The organism is Pedobacter sp., assembly GCF_965249885.1.
Taxonomy (GTDB): Bacteria; Bacteroidota; Bacteroidia; order Sphingobacteriales; family Sphingobacteriaceae; genus Pedobacter.
The window spans coordinates 386,367-406,115 of the sequence record NZ_OZ252254.1 but is presented as its reverse complement, the minus strand read 5'-3'; the positions used below and the strand labels follow the sequence as shown (position 1 = coordinate 406,115).

The following is a 19,749-nucleotide window of genomic DNA, read 5'->3' as shown; positions in this document are numbered from 1 at the left end:
TTTTGTGTTTTAAGGTTAAGTTGTGAAAATATAGTCTTTGCGGCGCTTCGCGAAAACTTGAGAAAACCTTTGCGGTTAACATTTAACGCAAAGAAAAATAAGGGTTCCGTTAAGCACGCAAAGAAGCGAAACGCTCTCGTTTATGCATCCGATAGCAGTAAATAAGGCGTATAAATTGCAATTTCTATTAATTCAAATTTATATCTGCTTTTTTAACCCAGCCGTAAACTTGTGTCGGTTGCTCTGTAAAAACGTCAAATTGGGTTTGAGTAATTTTGTTTTCCTTGTTCATAAGCACTAAAGCCCATACTGTTCCATTCTCAACTTTTTCTCCAATAGCAACACCAGTTGAATGCTTTGGATAAATAGCAATCATATTTCCATTATTCCCATACATCGGATGTTCGCCGTCATATTCAAAACAGCAATCTCGTAAGTATAGTCGATCAGCCGTTGCCGTAAAACGAACTGGAGCTTTATATTTTTTGGTGGGCATTTCATAAGATTTTGTGTAGCCTACACTGTTTCTCAAACTAAAAACTGGAGCAAGGGCAGTTTTGTAGCTGACATCGTATTCATAATCAACCACACTAGCATCAGCACAACAACCTGGATTGGAAATAAAAAGTTTTACCATTTTTCCTTCGACAAATTTGATGTGCGTAATGTTTTGCCTGGCTTCGAACATTTTTACGAAATGCCCATTGTTATTGATAATGAGGTGTGAAACGTTACCCTCACCAATGGTTGGACCGTCATAAATGATGTCCTTTTGTCCATCGCCATTTAAATCAATAGCAAATAAAGACGATAAAAGCGTTGAATTGTCATAATGCCACTCGGGATCGTTGTTACTGATCAAACTGATGTTATTCTTCAAAAAAAGCAGTAAAGATGATGTATCCCTGTCTTTTTCAAGTGCGGCAAAAGCACTATTTTTTTTGTCTTTATATTTAAAAAACTTAGTATAACGGCCATAATCAAAATATCTTTCTAGCATAATAGAATCGGCAATAGGAGTATCAACCTTGTTGTTGAAAGTTAAGGAGTCTGTTTGAACAGAATTGATTGTTTTATTAGATTGGCAGGCAAATAAACTAATTACGACGCTAGCCAAGAGCAGATGTTTGAAATTCATTTTTTACGTTTTCAGGGTAAGATATGAAAAGATATAGTCTAAGATATGAATATATATAGTCTTTGCGGCGCTTTGCGAAAACTTGAGAAAAACTTTGCGGTTAATAAATATTTAACGCAAAGAAAAGTAAGAGTTCCGCGAAGGACGCAAAGAAGCAAACGCTCTCATTTACACATTGCATAATTCAATTAAGATTTAGATGTTGGAAATTTTTTTTTAAAGTTAAGTTGTGAAAATATAGCCTTTGCGGCGCTTTGCGAAAACTTGAGAAAAACTTTGCGGTTGATATTATCGCAAAGAAAAGTAGGAGTTCCGCTAAGCACGCAAAGATGAAATGCTACACTTGCCATTTAAACCCGATAGTAGCGTAAAGCCCGTAAGCGAGTGCAACGAGTGCGGACTTGAAGTGGATAGCGGGACTGAAGAATAAAGCGCCACTTTCAGTGCTTTTCTAATTAACCAACAAACCGTTTAGCATTAGTCTTTAAGCTTTCATCATTAATCGCTATTTTTGCCGCTATGAATTTTATCGTAGCTGGTGCAATTAGTGCCGTTAAAGAGTTATATGGGCAGGAAGTTGCCGAAAATGTGATCAATATACAGGAAACCCGTAAGGAGTTTGAAGGACAGGTTACCATTGTGGTGTTTCCTATTGTACGCTTTTCGAAAAAATCGCCTGAAGAAACGGCTAACGATATAGGTGCCTATTTAAAAAAGAATGTAGCAAATGTTGAAGCATTTAATGTGGTTAAAGGCTTCTTGAACCTCAGCATTGCCGAAAGTTATTGGAAGAATTTATTCAACCACACTTTGTTGCAACCTAACTTTTTAAAGCCAAAATCTCGCGGCGAAAAAGTAATGGTGGAATATTCGTCGCCAAATACCAACAAACCACTGCACTTGGGGCATGTGCGTAACAACTTATTGGGCTACTCGGTATCGGAGTTGCTAAAAGCTGATGGTTACGATGTAATTAAGGTTAATTTGGTGAACGATAGAGGGATTCACATTTGTAAATCCATGTTAGCTTGGCAAAAATGGGGCAATGGCGAAACACCAGTAAGTGCTGGGATTAAAGGCGACCATCTGGTTGGAAAGTACTATGTAGTTTTTGATAAGGAATACAAAAAAGAGATAGATGCGCTAAAAGCTGAGGGGCAAACTGAGGATGAAGCGAAGAAAAATGCACCATTAATTAAGGAAGCACAACAAATGCTGCTAAAATGGGAGCAAGGCGATACTGAAGTGGTGTTACTTTGGGAGAAAATGAACGGCTGGGTGTACGAAGGTTTTGACGTGACCTACAAAAAACTGGGCGTTGATTTTGATAAATATTACTACGAAAGCAACACTTATTTGCTTGGAAAAGATACAGTTGAAGAAGGTTTAGCCAAAGGTGTTTTCTTTAAAAAAGAAGACGGCTCTGTTTGGATTGACTTAACTGCCGATGGTTTAGACCAAAAATTGGTATTGCGTGCCGACGGAACTTCGGTTTACATTACACAAGATTTAGGCACTGCCCAAATGAAATACGATGATTTTGGCATGGATAAATCAATTTATGTGGTAGGCAACGAGCAAGATTACCATTTTAAAGTATTGTTTCTGATTTTAGAGAAGTTGGGTAAAAGCTGGGCAAACGGTTTATATCATTTATCGTACGGGATGGTGGATTTACCGAGTGGTAAAATGAAAAGTAGGGAAGGAACGGTGGTTGATGCAGATGACCTTATTGATGAAATGGTGGATACCGCTAGGCAAAAAACGGAAGAGTTGGGCAAAACCAATGATTTCTCTGAGGATGACAAAGTGGATTTGTACCAAACCATTGGTATGGGTGCGTTGAAGTACTTCCTACTAAAAGTAGAACCGAAAAAACGTTTATTGTTTGACCCAGCGGAAAGCATCGATTTTCAAGGAAATACCGGTCCTTTTATACAGTATACTCACGCTCGTATTAAATCTTTATTGAGCAGAGCCAACTATAACTTCGAAATAGTAGATGATGCAGCGATCAAATTATCTGCTACTGAATTGGAAATGATCATGCTTTTGGCAAAATATCCGACAGAAATTGAAGAGGCAGCTAAAGCTTATAGTCCAGCGTTTATCGCCAACTATTTATACGAAGTAGCAAAACTATTCAATAAGTTTTATCATGAGGTACCTCCAATTATTAAGGAAGAAGATACTTTAGTAAAACAACATCGTTTGAATATCTGCAAAATAACCGCTGATGTAATTAAGACTGGAATGGGTATTTTGGGAATCAACGTTCCGGAGCGGATGTAATTTCGCAATGCGTTGAGCTTTAATGTAATTGCAACTGCTAAGGTATGCTTATAACGTAGATAGACGGTGACAGTATTGCCGTGTATTGCGTTGGCATTTTTAAAAACAAGCGGTCTGTTGGACAACGTTTAAAGACTATTAGATAAATAAATATCTCATGCATATCCGACTTGTTTTAACTATTCTATTGCACTTGCTGTCAATTGGTCTTTTTGCGCAGCAACAAAAAGCAAACGTTCTCATTAAAAATGCTTGTGTTTTTATAGGAGATGGTAAAGATTCTGTTTTTATGAACGTGGCTATCACCAATAAAAGAATTTCTTACGTTGGCAAAGAGTTAATTAATGCCGATGAAGTGATTGATGCAAAAGGTAAATATTTAGCCCCTGGTTTTATCGATACTCACACACATGCTGATAGATGGATAGAAGATAGGAAGCGCAACCAGATGCTGCCGTGGATTTACCAAGGGGTAACTTCTGTATTTGCTGGAAACGACGGGTTTGGCACTTACAAAGTAGCTGAGCAGATGAAAAAATACCAACAAATTGGCATGGGAACTAATTTTGCGTTATATGTTGGTTTTGGTCCGGTAAGGCAGGCTGTTTTAGGTGACGATAATAAGATGCCCGATGCTACGCAAATCTTGCAAATGAAGACAATGATTGCATCTGGCATGCAGTCGGGCGCTATAGGTTTTAGCACAGGATTGATTTACCTGCCACAAATGTATGCCAAAACAGACGAGATTGCGAGCTTATATCAAGAAGCGGCTAAATGGAATGCCATTTACGATACGCACATGCGCAATGAAGGAGCAAAAGTTTTAGAAAGTATTGATGAAACCATAAAGATCGGTGCAGATTTTAATTTACCTATCCATATTTCACATCTAAAAGTTTCTGGTGAAAGTGCGTGGGGAAAGTCCGAGGAAGTAATTGCGAAGATAAATGCGGCGAGAGCAAAAGGACTAAAAGTCACCGCAAATCAATACCCTTTTATTGCATCCATGACGAGTTTAAAAGCTACTCTAATGCCTGATTGGGCACAGGAAGGCGGAGCTAAAGCTACCCTAGCACGTTTTGAAAACGAAGATGAACTATCGAAGATAAAACGAAGTCTTCAGCAAAAATCACCTTTGGTTTATAAAAGAGTGGTATTAATGTCTAAAGATCAGAAGCTCGCCCAAATTACTGGAAAATCTGTAGCGCAAATTGCTGAAGAGTGGGGGGTACCGGTGGAAGACGCTGTAATTACAATTTTTAAAATGGATATCGGTGTATCTTGCGTCAATTTCTCCATGAGCGAAGAGGATGTCATTAATTTTATGAAACAACCTTGGGTAATGACAGGTTCGGATGGAGGCGGCTTGCATCCACGCACTTATGCCACTTTTACCAAAATCATTACAGATTACGTACTGCAGAAAAAGGTAATGTCGATGAGTTGGGCAATACACCGAGCCACCGGTTTAACCGCCGAAACTTTTGGCATCAAAGATAGAGGATTGGTTAAAGAAGGGTTTTATGCAGATCTCATTGTTTTTGATCCTAAAAAGGTAAAAGTTAATTCTACATTTGCAAATCCCGAACAGCTTTCTGAAGGTATGGAATATGTGTTCGTAAATGGGGTTAAGGCAGTTGAGCAGGGAAAGGGCACAGGAAGTTTATCGGGAGAGATAATTAAAAAGTAATATTAGCTCAGTTTCTAATACCGATTTATTGAACAATAAAACTAAACAACTAACTTGACTACAGAACTTATTCTACTTTGCTTGGCGGCATTTGGTGCCGGATTTATTGATGCCATTGTGGGTGGTGGTGGTTTATTGCAAACGCCTGCAACGTTACTAATTTTGCCGCAGTATCCAGTAGCAAGCATCTTCGGAACAGTAAAAATTCCGTCGCTAATGGGTACTAGCGTGGCTGCTTATAAATATGCCAAACAAGTTAAATTCAATTTTAAGGTTTTGGCAATTTGCGTTGTTGCTGCTTTCTTTGCTTCGTTACTGGGTGCTTACTCGGTAAGTATGATCAACAATAAGGTCATTAAACCAATTATTTTAGTGGTACTTGTCCTGGTGGCCATTTACACTTATTTCAATAAGCAATTTGGCATACATCAGCATAAAGCGCATTCGTTAAAAAAACAATTATTATTAGCTGGGCTTTTTGGATTGATTATCGGGTTTTACGATGGCTTAATTGGTCCAGGTACGGGCTCTTTTCTTATTTTGGTTTTTATTGGAGCTTTAGGTTTTGATTTTGTTGGCGCCAGTGCCCACGCTAAAATTGTAAACATCGCAACCAATTTAGCTGCATTAATTTATTTCAGTTCAACTGGGCATGTACTTTTTCAGTACGCTATACCGATGGCGGTATTTAATATTTTAGGTTCGTTTTTAGGTGCTAAGCTGGCCTTGCTCAAAGGCAACAAGTTCATTCGTATTTTCTTTTTAATTGTAGTTTTCGGTACGATTTTAAGGTTTGCTTATGATGTTTTTTTTAGGGGTTAGGGATTAGGGATTAGGAGTTAGGTATTAGGGGTTAGGGGTTAGTGGTCAGGAATCAGGAATTAGTGCTAGTAATTAACAATTAATAATTAACCATTAACCATTGAACTGAATAAAAACTATCTAATCCTTTTTTATTGTACCTGATTTAGTTTTCACGTCGCCTTTTCGTCTGTAAATGGCAAAGCTCATGGGACTTCTTGCTGGTCGCTCATCACCAAATAGGACGCCCCAATGTTTAAAGGCATCACTTCTATCGAAAATCACTTTAAGTACTGCAATTATTGGCATCGATAAAAACATTCCAGAAATACCTGCTATTGTTCCGCCAATTACTACACCTAAAATAGAAACCAAGGCATTTATTTTTACTTTAGACCCTACAATACGAGGCATTAAAATATTGTTGTCGAAAAACTGCACCACCGCAATTACCACCAGCACTGTGATCACCGGGCTAAGCTGAGGTGACGAAGTAAGCGTTATGAGTACACCCATGATATTACCAATTAACGCACCAACATAAGGAATCAAGTTTAGGATGGCGAAAATTACACCGATTAGCAAGGCGTGTTTAATACCAAACAGCATGAGTGCGCCGCCTAAAAATATGGTCATGTAGGTAATTTGAATCAATAATCCTACCAAGTAGTTTTTGATAATGGCTTCCGCTTCGTAGGCGGCTTCTTTTACCTTAGGGTGATGATCTGTTTTAAACCACATAAATACAAAGCGCAGTAGAATATCTTTATAAAACAGTATCAAATAAATATAGATTGGGATAAGTCCTAAGAACACAAAAATGCCACTCAAAGTTACCGCTGCACCACTTGCTGCTTTACCTGCCATGTTGAGCATGTCGTCACTTTTTTCCGTAATAAATTGCTTCTGTTTAGCTATAGAGAAATCGGTAAAACTGCTAATCCACTCCTGTAACGATTGGAGATGCTTCGCTACGTTTTCCTTTATCTGAGGGAAGTCGTTTACCAAAACAGCAATCTGTGCAGAAAAAAACCAAATAATCGCCGCTAGGAAAATGAATACCAACAAGATTGGAAATATAATCGCCAAAGCTTCTGGTACTTTATATCTTCTTAAAAAACGGTAAATGGGTAATAACAAGATGCTGATAAAAAACGCCATGATTACAGGCATTATGATATCGCTGGCGACTGCAAAGATTCCGATGCAAAGACAAAGTCCTAATAATTCAATGGAGCGTTTAACAGTTAATGGCATTTGGTTCATATAAAGATGGGCTGAATTTTAAGCCTAACACTAAAGTAAGTAAATTGTTTGGTTGATTTAGGGATCAGGAATTAGGAGTCAGGGATTAGTGGTTAGGGATTAGGAGTTAGTGGTCTGGGGTTAGGGGTTAGTGGTCAGTGGTTAGGCGTTAGGTATCAGAGGTCAGTTATTGGAGTTTAGTGTTTAGGCGTTGGTAATTAACTTTTAAGATATAGAACTTCGTTAAAATTTTTTACCATCGACTTGATCTGGTAGTTGATCACTGCTTACTGAAAATGAAAACTGTGAACATAAAACCGTATTTTTGCAGCATGTTGAATAATGATACCATCATTGCATTATCTACGCCTCCAGGAAGTGGAGCCATTGGCGTAATCCGACTTTCGGGTCCCGAGGCAATTAATTTAACTAACGAAGTTTTTTCTGGCAAAGATTTAGCTAAACAAGCTACGCATACCTTACATTTCGGATTGGTCAAAAATGGTGACGTAGTAGTGGATGAGGTGGTAGTTTCTTTATTTGTTGGGCCAAAATCTTACACGAAAGAAAACGTGGTTGAAATTTCTTGCCATGGTTCCAATTACATTATTCAGCAGATCATTAACCTTTTAATTAATAAGGGCGCTAGGGCTGCTAAACCTGGTGAGTTCACTTTAAGAGCATTCATGAACGGTGCTTTTGATTTGAGTCAGGCAGAGGCCGTAGCCGATTTAATTGCTTCCGACAGCAAGGCGTCCCATGAAGTAGCTATGCAGCAAATGCGTGGTGGCTTTTCCACTGAGCTAAAGGATTTGCGAGAGCAGTTGATCCACTTTGCCAGTATGATTGAGTTGGAATTGGATTTTGCTGAGGAAGATGTGGAGTTTGCTAACCGAGACCAGCTGCGAGAATTAATTCAGCGTATCAATAAGGTACTGCAACGATTAATTCATTCGTTCGAAGTGGGTAATGTGATTAAAAACGGTGTTCCTGTGGTTATTGCGGGCAAGCCCAATGTGGGCAAATCTACCTTACTAAATGCTTTACTGAACGAAGAACGTGCTATCGTTAGTGACATTGCAGGCACAACCCGTGATACCATTGAAGATGAAATCAACATCAACGGTGTTGTTTTTAGGTTTATTGATACCGCTGGAATCCGTGAAACTGCCGATGTGATAGAGGCTAAAGGTGTAGAACGCAGTTTGGAGAAAATGAAGCAGGCCAAGCTGATCATTTACATGGTTGATGCGCAGGAGGAACAGCAAGAAGTGTTGAAACAATTGGATGAGCTTTCAAAACAAGCCACTCCGTTTCTGTTTATTGTTAACAAAGCGGAGCTACTTACTCCAAGTCAAAAGGAATTTTACACCGATCATCAAGCGCTATTGATTTCGGCAAAGGATAAGTTGGGGATGGATGTATTAGAGCATCGTTTATTGGAGAAGGTGAACCTGAGTAATATCAACACAAGCGAAACATTGGTGACTAACATTCGACACGTGGAAGCATTGAAACAAACGCAAAATTCGCTCAACCGCGTATTGGAAAATATCGACAACCCCGTTACTTCCGATTTTTTAGCAATGGATATCAAGCAGGCACTACATTACTTGGGCGAAATTACGGGTACGGTAACCACTGATGATTTGTTGGAGAATATCTTTACGAAGTTCTGTATCGGTAAATAGTTGATAATCAAATAGTTGTATTTGTTTTCATATATTAGGACAAATATATTTGCTCCTATATATGGTTTCATCTTACTACAAATATTCTACTAAATTTTCCTACGATTTTCCGAGTCAAATTTTTCAGTATGAAAATTGTAAGAAACTTATTTTCGGTGGTTTTGTCATATGTTATCTTTTGGCTTCATTTAAAATAAAATAAAATAGTTGCTGACAAAGGTTTTACCCCACAGATTTATTTATAATTTTTAGTGGTTTTAATTTTGTAATAAATTAATAATCAGTAAAAAATGGGAGTGAAAATTAAGCAAAACAAATTAAGGAATAACCGTTGTAGTCTATCATTAGATATCTATCACCAAGGAGTATCGAAATATGAAAATTTAAAGTTGTTTATCTATGAAAAGGCTACTACAACTTTAGAAAAGGAACATAATAAGCGAACTTTAGCGTTGGCTGAAACCATTAAAGCGAAACGAATTTTGGAAATGCAAGAAAGCCATTTCAATATTCACACTGGCTTTAGAGGTCAGGCAAGTTTTCTTGAATATTTTAGTAAAGAAGCAAAGAAACGTAAAAAAAATGAAAACAGTTACGGTAACTGGGTTAGTGCAGAAAAGCATTTACTTGCGTTTGCTAATGGAAAAAATATTAGATTCTGTGATTGCGATGATAATTTTATTGAGGGGTTCAAGAGATATCTGCAAACAGCAAAGGTGACTAAAAGTAAAACTTGTTTATCTACCAACTCAGCTATATCATACCTCAATAAGGTAAAAGCAGCGTTAACACAAGCGTTCAATGATCGAATAATACTGGATAATCCTGCCAAGAGAGTAAAAGGTATCAAAGCAGAAGAGAATGTTAGAGAGTTTTTATTGGAGGAAGAGATAAAAATACTTGCGAAAACTCCCTGTTCCTATCCATTGCTTAAAAATGCATTTTTGTTTAGTTGCTTAACTGGTTTAAGATGGTCTGATATCTGTAGATTTCGTCAAAAGTAACCACCATCTTTCGTTCCAAACTGGCCACCAAACCGATTGTTCAGCCTTTGCGAACCTATCCCATCGGTAATACGATATTCATAATCTGGGATCCAGGGAATTTCCAGTAGCTACTCTTTCCAAACCTCTTTTGCTACGCAAAAGGCCACATCTACTCCGTTTATCAACAGAATATAGAACAAGAATTCAACTACATCGGAACAGGCAACAATCTTTCGATTTTAGATAAGTTTAAGAAGCTCTAAAGCATGTAAAACATAGTGACTACACATCAATCCAGAACAACAATCTCAATGCTTAAAACCCTTTAAAATCAGTCAAGTGGTCACTTTTAAGCGAAATCAGGTGGCTACTTTAGAGCGTAATAGGTGGCCACTTTGGAGAAAAAAAAGGTGGCCACTTTTGGAATATCCCCCACGAGTAGATAATCTTGACTTTCTTGCTCAGAAATCTTACGGGGACACTGTAATAATGCCTGTCAGTACCCAATAGGATATGGCTGTCTTTGTTAACCTTCGCATAAAACGACTGCTTGAACTCAAAGCGGTCTACAGGCAAAGGCTTAAGCTCATTGCGTTCCATCTCCTCGAACTGCATCCTTCGGCTATAGTTCCTTCCCTTGAGCAATTGGTTGTTATGCATTGCGAGATATTCCCTAATGGCAACATTAAGTTCGGAAAGCGAAAAATATTGTTTCTGACGGAGTGGCACATAGAGTCTGGTGTACATGATCCGTACCGCCCCCTCCACCAGCGCTTTATCTCTTGGTTTATAAGCTCTCGCTGGAAGTACACAGGTATCATAATGCTGTGCGAAATCTTCAAAAGCTTGATTGAGCGTTGGTTCATAGCGGTGGCTCCTGATTACTGCCGCCTTTAGGTTGTCGGGCACGATGGCAGAAGGTGATCCTCCTATGAAGTGCAGCGTATTTTCACAGGCTGCAATAAAATCCTCCTTTTGCTGGCTGGGAACAGCCTCTACGTAGGTCAGCTGACTGGCACCCAAAATCGCTACAAAAACTTCCACGGGAATGATTTCCCCAGTCTGCTTGTCTGTATAGCACAGTTTTTCGCCAGCAAAGTCCACGAACAGTTTGTCCCCGACTTTGTGGGTACGGTGCATCGTGGGATTTACCTTGGCCTTCCAGTCGTTAAAATACCTACAGAATTGGGTATACTTGTAGCCATCAGGAAATTCTTTCATGTAATCTTCCCAGAGTAAAAGTCGAGTTACACCCGTACGTTTCAACTCCTTCTCGATCTTAGGAAAACAGCGCTGCAGCGCCTGCATTCTCAAACTAATGCTTTTGTTCTTTTCATTGATTTTTCCGAACAGCTCATCTAGTTCCGAATCACTGAGGGAATCAACCTCTTTAAGAGAAAGACCGCAGCTGTCAAAACTTGCAAGGTATTTTCTTACAGTCGTGCGTGATAGCTCTAGATAACCGGCGATAGTCAGCTTCCCCTTGCCTTGATCATAGAGCCTTAGGATTTGTCTAATTTTATTCATACTTATAGTCGTATTGGCCATTTAAAGAATATGTTTTGGTTACTCCAAAATTTTCGTTTTATAAAGGCGAGCTTAAAACAGTTGGGTGTACATTAACGAGCAGATACAAGTGTTCAGCTTCGCATTGTTAGCAGTGGTCAGCTTCGGACAGGGAGACATGGTCAGTTTACGCATAATACCCAGCCTACGAAGCCGCATATACCATAATGCTGAACCTTAACAGGTCGTGGATACAGAAGCAAGGGGATTTTTTCGTGGAAAGCCCAATTATCTTATTGGCTGCTATTATTTGGTATCTGAAAATCTATGAGGATGGCAAGTATTGTACATTCCCACACGCTATTGAATTACTGAATAAAAAGTATTCGGATGTATTCACGATTTTAACTTCATACCCGGATTTGGAAAATTATTTGTCGCCCTTTATGGATGCGTGGCAAGGTGGAGCGCAAGACCAGTTACAAGGACAAATCGCATCGGCAAAAATTCCGCTATCAAGGATGATTAGCCCACAACTTTACTGGGTAATGACGGGCGATGATTTTACGCTTGACATCAACAACCCGAAAGAACCTAAAATTTTGTGCGTGGGTAACAATCCCGACCGTCAAAATATTTATTCCGCAGCTTTGGGTTTATACAATTCGAGGATTGTAAAGCTGATAAACAAAAAGGGACAGCTAAAGAGTTCCGTTATCATAGATGAGTTGCCCACAATTTATTTCAGGGGACTGGACAATCTTATCGCAACGGCGAGAAGTAATAAGGTAGCGGTATGTTTGGGCTTTCAGGATTTTTCGCAATTAACAAGGGATTACGGCGACAAGGAAAGCAAGGTAATACAGAATACTGTCGGTAATATATTCAGTGGTCAGGTGGTTGGCGAAACAGCAAAAAGCCTTTCGGAACGTTTCGGTAAAGTATTACAGAAACGCCAAAGTATGACCATTAACCGCAATGATAAATCTACCTCTATTTCGACACAGTTAGACAGCCTTATTCCGGCTTCCAAAATCTCAACACTTACACAAGGTTTGTTTGTTGGTTCTGTATCAGATAACTTTGATGAACGTATCGAGCAGAAGATATTTCACGCCGAAATTGTAGTGGACAATGAAAAGGTAGCGGCAGAAAGCAAAGCCTATCAGCAAATACCGCAAATCTTATCTTTTGTAAATGAGCAGGGCGAGGATAAGATGAAGCAGGAAATAGAAAACAATTACAAGCAGATAAAATCAGACATTCTGAATATTGTTGTTAGTGAAATGGAGCGTATCAAGAATGACCCTAACTTACAGCATTTGGTGCAGAAAGAATGATTATACTAAATATTTTTGTGATTTTTCTATTAATATATTGTTAGAAGAATTAAAAGTAACAGCACCATTACGTCAACATATAAAATGCCAAATTTTAATACTCATAATTTAGCATTTGCTTAAATAAACAAATTAGTTACATTTGCATTATGGATAATACTTCTTGTACACGACAACAGGCAGACATTAAACAAATCAATCGCTGTAAAGAAAGAGTTTCGGAACTCCACAGTTCGTTTGACTATTTGTCGAACGCACTTGAATTGACTGGAAACAATGTAAGACTGAAAATTCTGTTTCTTCTTTATGAAGAAAAACGACTTTGTGTTTGTGATGTGAGTGAAATTCTTGGAATGACAATTTCAGCGATTTCTCAGCACTTGAGAAAACTTAAAGACCGAAAGCTTATTGAAACCGAAAGAGAGGCGCAAACCATTTTTTACTCATTGACAAAAGAGTATGAGAAAATGTTGGACCCATTTTTTAAAATACTTGACGATAAAAAAAATTTAGAAACAATATGGTAACGGACGGAAAACTAATTGGGACTGGACTTTTGACAGCAATAGCAGCTTCATTATGTTGCATTACACCTGTTTTGGCTCTCATAGCAGGAACAAGTGGACTTGCTTCAACTTTCTCTTGGCTCGAACCTTTTCGTCCATATTTTATCGGGTTAACTATTTTAGTGCTTGCTTTTGCTTGGTATCAAAAATTGAAACCGCAAAAGAAAATTGACTGCAACTGTGAAACAACTGAAAAATCAAACTTTATGAAAACAAAATCATTTTTAGGAATTATTACCGTTATGGCGGCTTTACTTTTATCATTTCCGCTTTATGCTCACATTTTTTTTCCAAAGACCGAAAGTAAAGCAATTATTACCCAAACTTCCAAAATTCAGAAAGTTGAGTTTACAATCAAAGGGATGACTTGTTCAGGTTGTGAACACCACGTTAAAACGGAAGTTAGTAAACTAAAAGGAATTGTGGAAGTTGTGGTTTCTTATGAGAAAGGCAATGCCATTGTTAAGTTTGACAACAAACAAACAAGTATTATAGAAATTGAAAAAGCTATCAATTCGACAGGTTATAAATCACTAAAAAGTAAAATTATATCATAATGGAAATTAAATTACAATCAATTATAACTTGCCCAAATTGCGGATACAAAAAAGAGGAAACAATGCCAACAGATGCTTGCCAATATTTTTATGAATGTGAAAATTGCAAGACAAGATTAAAACCATTACAAGGCGATTGTTGTGTGTATTGTAGTTATGCCAGTGTTCCTTGTCCATCAATACAACAGGATAAAAAATGTTGCTATTAGAAACCAATTAAGAGAAAAAAATGTTCAGTTTTTTCAAAAAATATTTTCAAAAATTTAAGAAGAATACTTATGCTATCAACAGAAAAAACATTATCAGAAGTAATTGAAGTACTAAGACAAAGGGGTTATACGGAAGACTTTAATCTATTGGAAGAAAACATTTCGTACAAAATAGACGGAGAGAAAGTTAATTTAAGGGACATTGTTATTGATAAAATTTATCGTTTTACTGGGCTTAATGACTTGGAAGATGAGGCTATCTTATATGCGATGAGAAACCAAAAAGATGGAGCAAAAGGTGTTTTCGTAAATGGTTATGGTACATACTCTGACAGTGCAGCAAACAGCATCATTGAGCAAATATCAGTTGACGAGGACGATAATGATGATTGGACGATAGAAAATTAAATCACAATGACTGAATTAGAAAAAATTTTACAGCAAAAAGCTATAAAACCCACCGCTATGCGTTTGTTGGTGGTTGAAAAGTTATTGAAACAACAATATGCAGTAAGTCATAAAGAGCTGGCAGAACAGTTTGAAAAAGCAGATAATATTACTCTCTTCAGAACACTTAAAGTATTCCTGGAACACAAACTTGTCCATACCATTGATGATGGAAGCGGAGTGATTAAATACGCACTTTGCCAATCAGGATGCAATTGTAATTTATCAGAACTGCACACACATTTTTATTGTACCGACTGCAAACATACTTTTTGCCTTACTGAAACAGAAATTCCGAACATCGAAGTTCCTCAAAACTTTAAATTAGATGGAGCTAATTTAGTTCTTAAGGGGAAATGCGACAAATGTAACAAATAGATTTTTTCAACTTTGCAATTCTATTGCACAATCTATTTATTTATATTTGTAGCTGATGAAACTATTTATATTCATATTCAGTATATATTTTCTGGCATTATCCTTAATGCCGTGTACTGATGCGTGTGGTATGGATACCAGTAATACTTCAAAATCAGAGCTTTCTAATACAAGCAATGGTCAAACGAAAAACGGCGATTTATGCAGTCCTTTTTGTTCTTGTGCTACTTGTCATACCGTTGTGAATTTTACGTTTCAAACGTTCAAAATAAACGAGGCAAAGCCAAGTCTTAGCAAGATACAAAAATTCCCACTTCAAAATTTCAATTTCATTTCCAATTATCACGGAAACATTTGGCAGCCGCCAAAGATTAATACTTAATATTTTCAGCAAATGTATTTATTGGTAATGGATGATATATTCATTTACTATTAGATAGGTGTATTATCTAAATTGCACATTTAGCTGTCCTTTCTGTAACGGACAGAAAGTATTTATATCCATTATTATTAATTATTAATCAAATGAATTGTGTTAGACAGTATCATAAAATTTAGCATTAAGAACAAGCTCGTCATTGGAATAATGACATTGTTGCTCATTATTTGGGGAGTGTGGAGTGCCACAAAATTACCCATTGATGCCGTACCCGATATTACAAATAATCAGGTGCAAATAATTACGGTTTGCCCCACATTGGCGGCTCAGGAAGTAGAACAATTAGTAACTTTTCCGATAGAGCAAAGCATTGCTAATATTCCCGATTTAGAAGAAACCAGAAGTATTTCTAGGTTTGGTTTGTCCGTAATTACAGTTGTATTTAAGGAAAAAGTAGACATTTATTTTGCCCGACAGCTCATTAATGAAAAACTGAAAGAAGCAGAAGAAAAAATTCCGAACGGAATAGGGACACCTGAACTGGCTCCGGTCAGTACAGGGCTTGGTCAGATATACGAATATATAATACATCCCAAAAAGGGAAGTGAAAATAAATACAATGCCAAAGACCTTCGTACAATGCAGGACTGGATTGTTGCAAGGCAACTGTATGGTACACCCGGAATTGCAGAAGTAAATAGTTTTGGTGGCGAGCTAAAGCAATATGAAGTTGCTGTTAATCCTAATCGCTTAAAGGCTATGGATATAAGTATTACCGATATTTTCAACGCTCTTGAAAAAAATAACCAAAATACAGGGGGAGCATATATTGATAAGAAACCAAGTGCTTATTTTGTTAGAGGTATTGGTTTGGTTACATCATTAGAAGATATAAAAAACATCAGTGTAAAAAATAATCCTGGCAGTGTTCCAATTTTTATAAAAGATGTGGCAGATGTACGATTTGGTAATGCTGTAAGATATGGGGCTATGACATATAATGGAGAAGTTGATGCAGTAGGCGGTGTGGTAATGATGTTAAAAGGCGAAAATGCCAATAATGTAATTGAAAAAATAAAAGAAAAACTTCCTACTATACAAAAGTCATTACCTGATGATATTATTATTGAACCCTATATAGACCGTTCAGTTTTAGTTGACAAGGCAATGAGTACCGTAGAAAAAAACCTGATAGAAGGTGCGTTGATTGTTATCTTTGTATTAGTACTTTTTTTAGGAAATTTTAGAGCCGGATTAATAGTAGCTTCCGCTATTCCATTAGCAATGCTGTTTGCCTTAGCGATGATGAATGTGTTTGGTGTAAGCGCCAATTTAATGAGTTTGGGAGCCATAGATTTTGGGTTGATTGTAGATGGGGCAGTAATTGTTGTGGAAGCCACATTACATCACTTAGGCTTACGGAAATCTAAACAAAGGCTTACACAAACCGAAATGGATGAAGAGGTTTTCCTGTCTGCCTCCAAAATTCGTAGCAGTGCAGCATTTGGTGAAATCATTATACTAATTGTTTACATTCCTATTCTTACGTTAGTGGGTGTTGAAGGTAAAATGTTCCGTCCGATGGCACAGACTGTAGGTTTTGCCATTTTTGGAGCTTTGATTTTATCCTTAACATACATACCAATGATGTGTGCTTTGTTCTTATCCAAAAAACCTACGTATAAAGAAACCTTTTCTGACAGAATGATGAATTGGTTACAAAAAAAATATCAGCCTTTGCTTGAAAAAGCGATTAGCATAAAGTATTGGTTCGTGGGTATCGCCATTGCCATATTTGCGGTTAGTATTTTCTTGTTTAGCCGAATGGGAGGAGAATTTATACCCCAGCTACAAGAAGGAGAATATGCGTTTGAATTTAAAATGCCTATTGAAACCTCATTATCACAAAGTATAGAAACTTCGATGCTTGCTTCGAGAATTGCCAAACAATTTGATGAAGTAAAAATGGTGGTAGGTAGAACTGGAGCTGGTGAAGTACCTACTGACCCAATGCCTCCGAGTGCAACAGATTTAATAATTATCCTTAAGCCTGAAAGTGAATGGAAATCCGGAAGGACATACGATGAATTAGGCGATGCAATAGAAGAAAAAATAGCCGTAATACCTGGCATAATTGTCGAAAAAAGCCAACCCATTCAAATGCGTTTTAACGAACTTATGACAGGGATAAAACAAGATGTTGCAATTAAGATTTTCGGAGAAAATTTAGATACACTAGCGTTAAATGCCGATAAGGTTAGCAAAGTTATACAAACAGTAAAGGGAGTTACAGTACCTCAAGTAGAACTGGTAAGTGGGCTACCTCAAATTAATATTGAATACGACCGAACTCGTTTAGCCAATTATGGAGTAAATGTAGAAGATGTAAATAATGTTGTGAGTACTGCCTTTGCAGGAAAAAGTGCAGGTGTGGTTTTTGAGAATGAAAGGAGATTTGATTTAGTTGTGCGTTTAGATAGTACTTACCGGGGTAGTATTGAAGATGTAAACAATATGATGATACCCACCAACATAGGTAGTCAAATTCCTCTATCACAAGTGGCTACAATTGATTATAAATTAGGACCGGCGCAGATAAGCCGTGAAGCGGGAAAGCGAAGAATTGTAATTGGTTTTAATGTAGCAGACAGAGACGTTCAAAGTGTAGTAGAAGAAATTCAAAAAAAGTTGAACAACCAAATAAAATTACCATCGGGATATTATTTCACTTATGGTGGGCAGTTTGAAAACTTACAGGAAGCCAGTAATAGATTACTGATAGCTGTTCCGGTTTCCTTATTATTGATATTTGTACTGCTTTACTTTACTTTCAGTTCCTTTAAACAGGCAGGATTAATTTTTACAGCCATTCCAATGAGTGCAATTGGAGGTATACTAGCACTATTACTTCGGGGAATGCCTTTTAGCATCAGCGCAGGTATTGGATTTATTGCATTATTTGGTGTTGCAGTTCTCAACGGAATTGTACTGATAGGTATTTTCAATCAATTAGAAAAAGAAGGGGAAAAAGATGTATTGAAACGGGTAATTGAAGGAACTAAAATCCGTTTGCGACCAGTTTTAATGACTGCAACAGTAGCCAGTTTAGGATTTTTGCCAATGGCGTTGAGCAGTAGCGCAGGTGCAGAGGTACAAAAACCATTGGCTACAGTTGTTATCGGTGGTTTGGTAACTGCCACATTCCTTACCCTATTCGTACTTCCCTTATTGTATATCATCTTCAATTCAAAAATTAATTTAAAAAGAAAACTTAAAGTGAAATCCATTACAACTATCGTTGTGTTACTGCTATCAGTAGTAGGTTTTACAGCAAACGCACAAACGAAAGCTTTATCCAGCGTTGATGAAGCAATAAACATTGCGCTGAAAAATAATCAAACCATAAAGGCTTCAGATTTAGAAATTGATGCAAGTAAAGCCTTGAAAAAAACTGCCGGAGAATTACCCAAACTTGATTTTAATGCACAGTTGGGGCAATACAGCAGTATCAAATTCGACCAGTCTTTTCAGGTGTCGCAAACCATTCCATTTCCATCATTATTTGGAGCAAAAAAACAATTGATTAATGCCGAAATAAAAGGTAAAGAATTACAGAAAAATCTTTCAGTGTTGGAGTTGAAAAATCAAGTACGTACTTATTATTATCAAATTTTGTACTTGCAACACAATGAAAAACAGTTACAGCAATTGGATAGTTTGTACAACGATTTTATTAAAATAGCCCAGCTTCGTTATAAAACTGGTGACACCAAAAAAGTGGACATCAGTACAGCGGAAGCTAAGAAAGGCGAAATCAATTTATTGTTAAAACAAAATGGAGTGTTCTTATCCAATGCTGTTGCCAATCTGAAAACATTGATGAACACAAAAGACGATTTTACCATTGCAGAAAACGGAATATTTCAGCCTCTACAAATCAGTAATTTGTTGGATAATGAAGCCGTAGCAAATCATCCTGCCATTCAATCTTTGTATCAGGATGCCATTATTGCCGAGCAAACCAAAAAGGTAGAACGTTCGCAAGGTTTACCAGATTTTACGATTGGCTACGTCAATCAGTCTATGATTGGTTTTCAAAATGTAAACGGAGCCGAACAATTTTTCAATGGTGGAAACCGATTTAGTTCTGTAAACATTGGTATTGCTATTCCCATCACTTACGGTGCTACCAAAGCCAGAATAAAATCTTTAGATTACAGAAAACAAGCAGCCGAAGCCAATGCACAGCAACAGCAAAAAACATTGGCTACGCAAATGCAAAATGCCTTGCAACAATACCAGCAAGACATACAGCAATTCAATTATTTTGAGAAAGAAGCATTGCCAAATGCCAAGGAAATTGTATCAGCAGCACATTTAGGTTATACTACTGGAGAAATCAGTTATGTGGAATATCTGTTTGCATTGCAAACCGCAACCGATATTCAATTAAATTATCTGAAAAGCATCCAGCAGGTAAACCAGTCTGTAATAAATATTTATTCTCTCATTAATCAATAA

Annotated in this window: 15 protein-coding genes and 1 pseudogene; 13 read left to right on the top strand and 3 right to left on the bottom strand. The window is 37.4% G+C overall.

Going from position 1 to position 19,749, the window contains the following annotated elements:
* Positions 1 to 187: 187 nt before the first annotated feature.
* Positions 188 to 1,138, bottom strand: coding sequence for a hypothetical protein (locus tag ACY2A0_RS01690; RefSeq protein ID WP_461787877.1), 951 nt, complete (start codon positions 1,136 to 1,138; stop codon positions 188 to 190).
* Positions 1,139 to 1,657: 519 nt separating this feature from the next.
* Here ACY2A0_RS01690 and argS point away from each other — a divergent pair.
* The 3 genes from argS to ACY2A0_RS01675 all read left to right on the top strand — a co-directional run bounded on the left by argS (position 1,658) and on the right by ACY2A0_RS01675 (position 5,945).
* On the top strand, positions 1,658 to 3,430 hold the full coding sequence (argS, locus tag ACY2A0_RS01685) for an arginine--tRNA ligase (protein ID WP_461791220.1): 1,773 nt from the start codon (positions 1,658 to 1,660) through the stop codon (positions 3,428 to 3,430).
* 157 nt (positions 3,431 to 3,587) lie between these two features.
* A complete protein-coding gene (locus tag ACY2A0_RS01680) occupies positions 3,588 to 5,123 on the top strand; it encodes an N-acyl-D-amino-acid deacylase family protein (RefSeq protein ID WP_461787875.1) in 1,536 nt (511 codons plus the stop codon).
* Positions 5,124 to 5,177: 54 nt separating this feature from the next.
* Positions 5,178 to 5,945, top strand: a complete 768-nt coding sequence (locus ACY2A0_RS01675; protein ID WP_461787874.1) for a sulfite exporter TauE/SafE family protein — start codon at positions 5,178 to 5,180, stop codon at positions 5,943 to 5,945.
* Between the two features lie 120 nt (positions 5,946 to 6,065).
* Here the strand turns inward: ACY2A0_RS01675 and ACY2A0_RS01670 are convergent, their stop codons facing one another.
* The gene (locus ACY2A0_RS01670) at positions 6,066 to 7,181 is read right to left on the bottom strand and encodes an AI-2E family transporter (RefSeq protein ID WP_461791023.1); all 1,116 of its coding nucleotides are present in this window, start codon (positions 7,179 to 7,181) and stop codon (positions 6,066 to 6,068) included.
* 320 nt (positions 7,182 to 7,501) lie between these two features.
* On the opposite strand from ACY2A0_RS01670, the gene mnmE reads away from it, so the two are divergent.
* Positions 7,502 to 8,860 carry a tRNA uridine-5-carboxymethylaminomethyl(34) synthesis GTPase MnmE gene (gene mnmE, locus ACY2A0_RS01665; protein ID WP_461787873.1) on the top strand — a complete coding sequence of 453 codons (1,359 nt, stop codon included), beginning with the start codon at positions 7,502 to 7,504 and terminating at the stop codon, positions 8,858 to 8,860.
* Positions 8,861 to 9,150: 290 nt separating this feature from the next.
* Positions 9,151 to 9,864 carry a phage integrase SAM-like domain and Arm DNA-binding domain-containing protein gene (locus ACY2A0_RS01660; protein ID WP_461791219.1) on the top strand — a complete coding sequence of 238 codons (714 nt, stop codon included), beginning with the start codon at positions 9,151 to 9,153 and terminating at the stop codon, positions 9,862 to 9,864.
* A gap of 354 nt (positions 9,865 to 10,218) precedes the next feature.
* Here the strand turns inward: ACY2A0_RS01660 and istA are convergent, their stop codons facing one another.
* Positions 10,219 to 11,373, bottom strand: a complete 1,155-nt coding sequence (istA, locus tag ACY2A0_RS01655) for an IS21 family transposase (RefSeq protein ID WP_461791218.1) — start codon at positions 11,371 to 11,373, stop codon at positions 10,219 to 10,221.
* Positions 11,374 to 11,555: 182 nt separating this feature from the next.
* On the opposite strand from istA, the pseudogene ACY2A0_RS01650 reads away from it, so the two are divergent.
* The 8 genes and pseudogenes from ACY2A0_RS01650 to ACY2A0_RS01615 form a co-directional block, all read left to right on the top strand.
* Positions 11,556 to 12,692 (top strand): annotated as a pseudogene (locus tag ACY2A0_RS01650) (TraM recognition domain-containing protein); the annotation flags it as partial.
* A 149-nt stretch (positions 12,693 to 12,841) separates the two neighbouring features.
* The gene (locus tag ACY2A0_RS01645; protein WP_024566613.1) at positions 12,842 to 13,219 is read left to right on the top strand and encodes an ArsR/SmtB family transcription factor; all 378 of its coding nucleotides are present in this window, start codon (positions 12,842 to 12,844) and stop codon (positions 13,217 to 13,219) included.
* Positions 13,213 to 13,815 (top strand): mercuric transport protein MerTP, encoded by a 603-nt coding sequence (gene merTP, locus ACY2A0_RS01640; protein ID WP_024566614.1) that lies wholly within the window; start codon positions 13,213 to 13,215, stop codon positions 13,813 to 13,815. Before ACY2A0_RS01645 ends, merTP begins: the two co-directional genes overlap by 7 nt.
* The gene (locus ACY2A0_RS01635) at positions 13,815 to 14,024 is read left to right on the top strand and encodes a GDCCVxC domain-containing (seleno)protein (protein WP_078679374.1); all 210 of its coding nucleotides are present in this window, start codon (positions 13,815 to 13,817) and stop codon (positions 14,022 to 14,024) included. Before merTP ends, ACY2A0_RS01635 begins: the two co-directional genes overlap by 1 nt.
* Positions 14,025 to 14,093: 69 nt before the next feature.
* A complete protein-coding gene (locus ACY2A0_RS01630) occupies positions 14,094 to 14,432 on the top strand; it encodes a hypothetical protein (RefSeq protein ID WP_024566615.1) in 339 nt (112 codons plus the stop codon).
* A 6-nt stretch (positions 14,433 to 14,438) separates the two neighbouring features.
* Entirely contained in the window at positions 14,439 to 14,849 is a 411-nt protein-coding gene (locus tag ACY2A0_RS01625) for a Fur family transcriptional regulator (RefSeq protein ID WP_048499044.1), read from the top strand.
* Between the two features lie 55 nt (positions 14,850 to 14,904).
* Positions 14,905 to 15,231: a DUF6660 family protein gene (locus tag ACY2A0_RS01620; protein ID WP_371131589.1), complete on the top strand. Its 327-nt coding sequence runs from the start codon at positions 14,905 to 14,907 to the stop codon at positions 15,229 to 15,231.
* A 150-nt stretch (positions 15,232 to 15,381) separates the two neighbouring features.
* A complete protein-coding gene (locus ACY2A0_RS01615) occupies positions 15,382 to 19,749 on the top strand; it encodes a CusA/CzcA family heavy metal efflux RND transporter (protein WP_115405114.1) in 4,368 nt (1,455 codons plus the stop codon).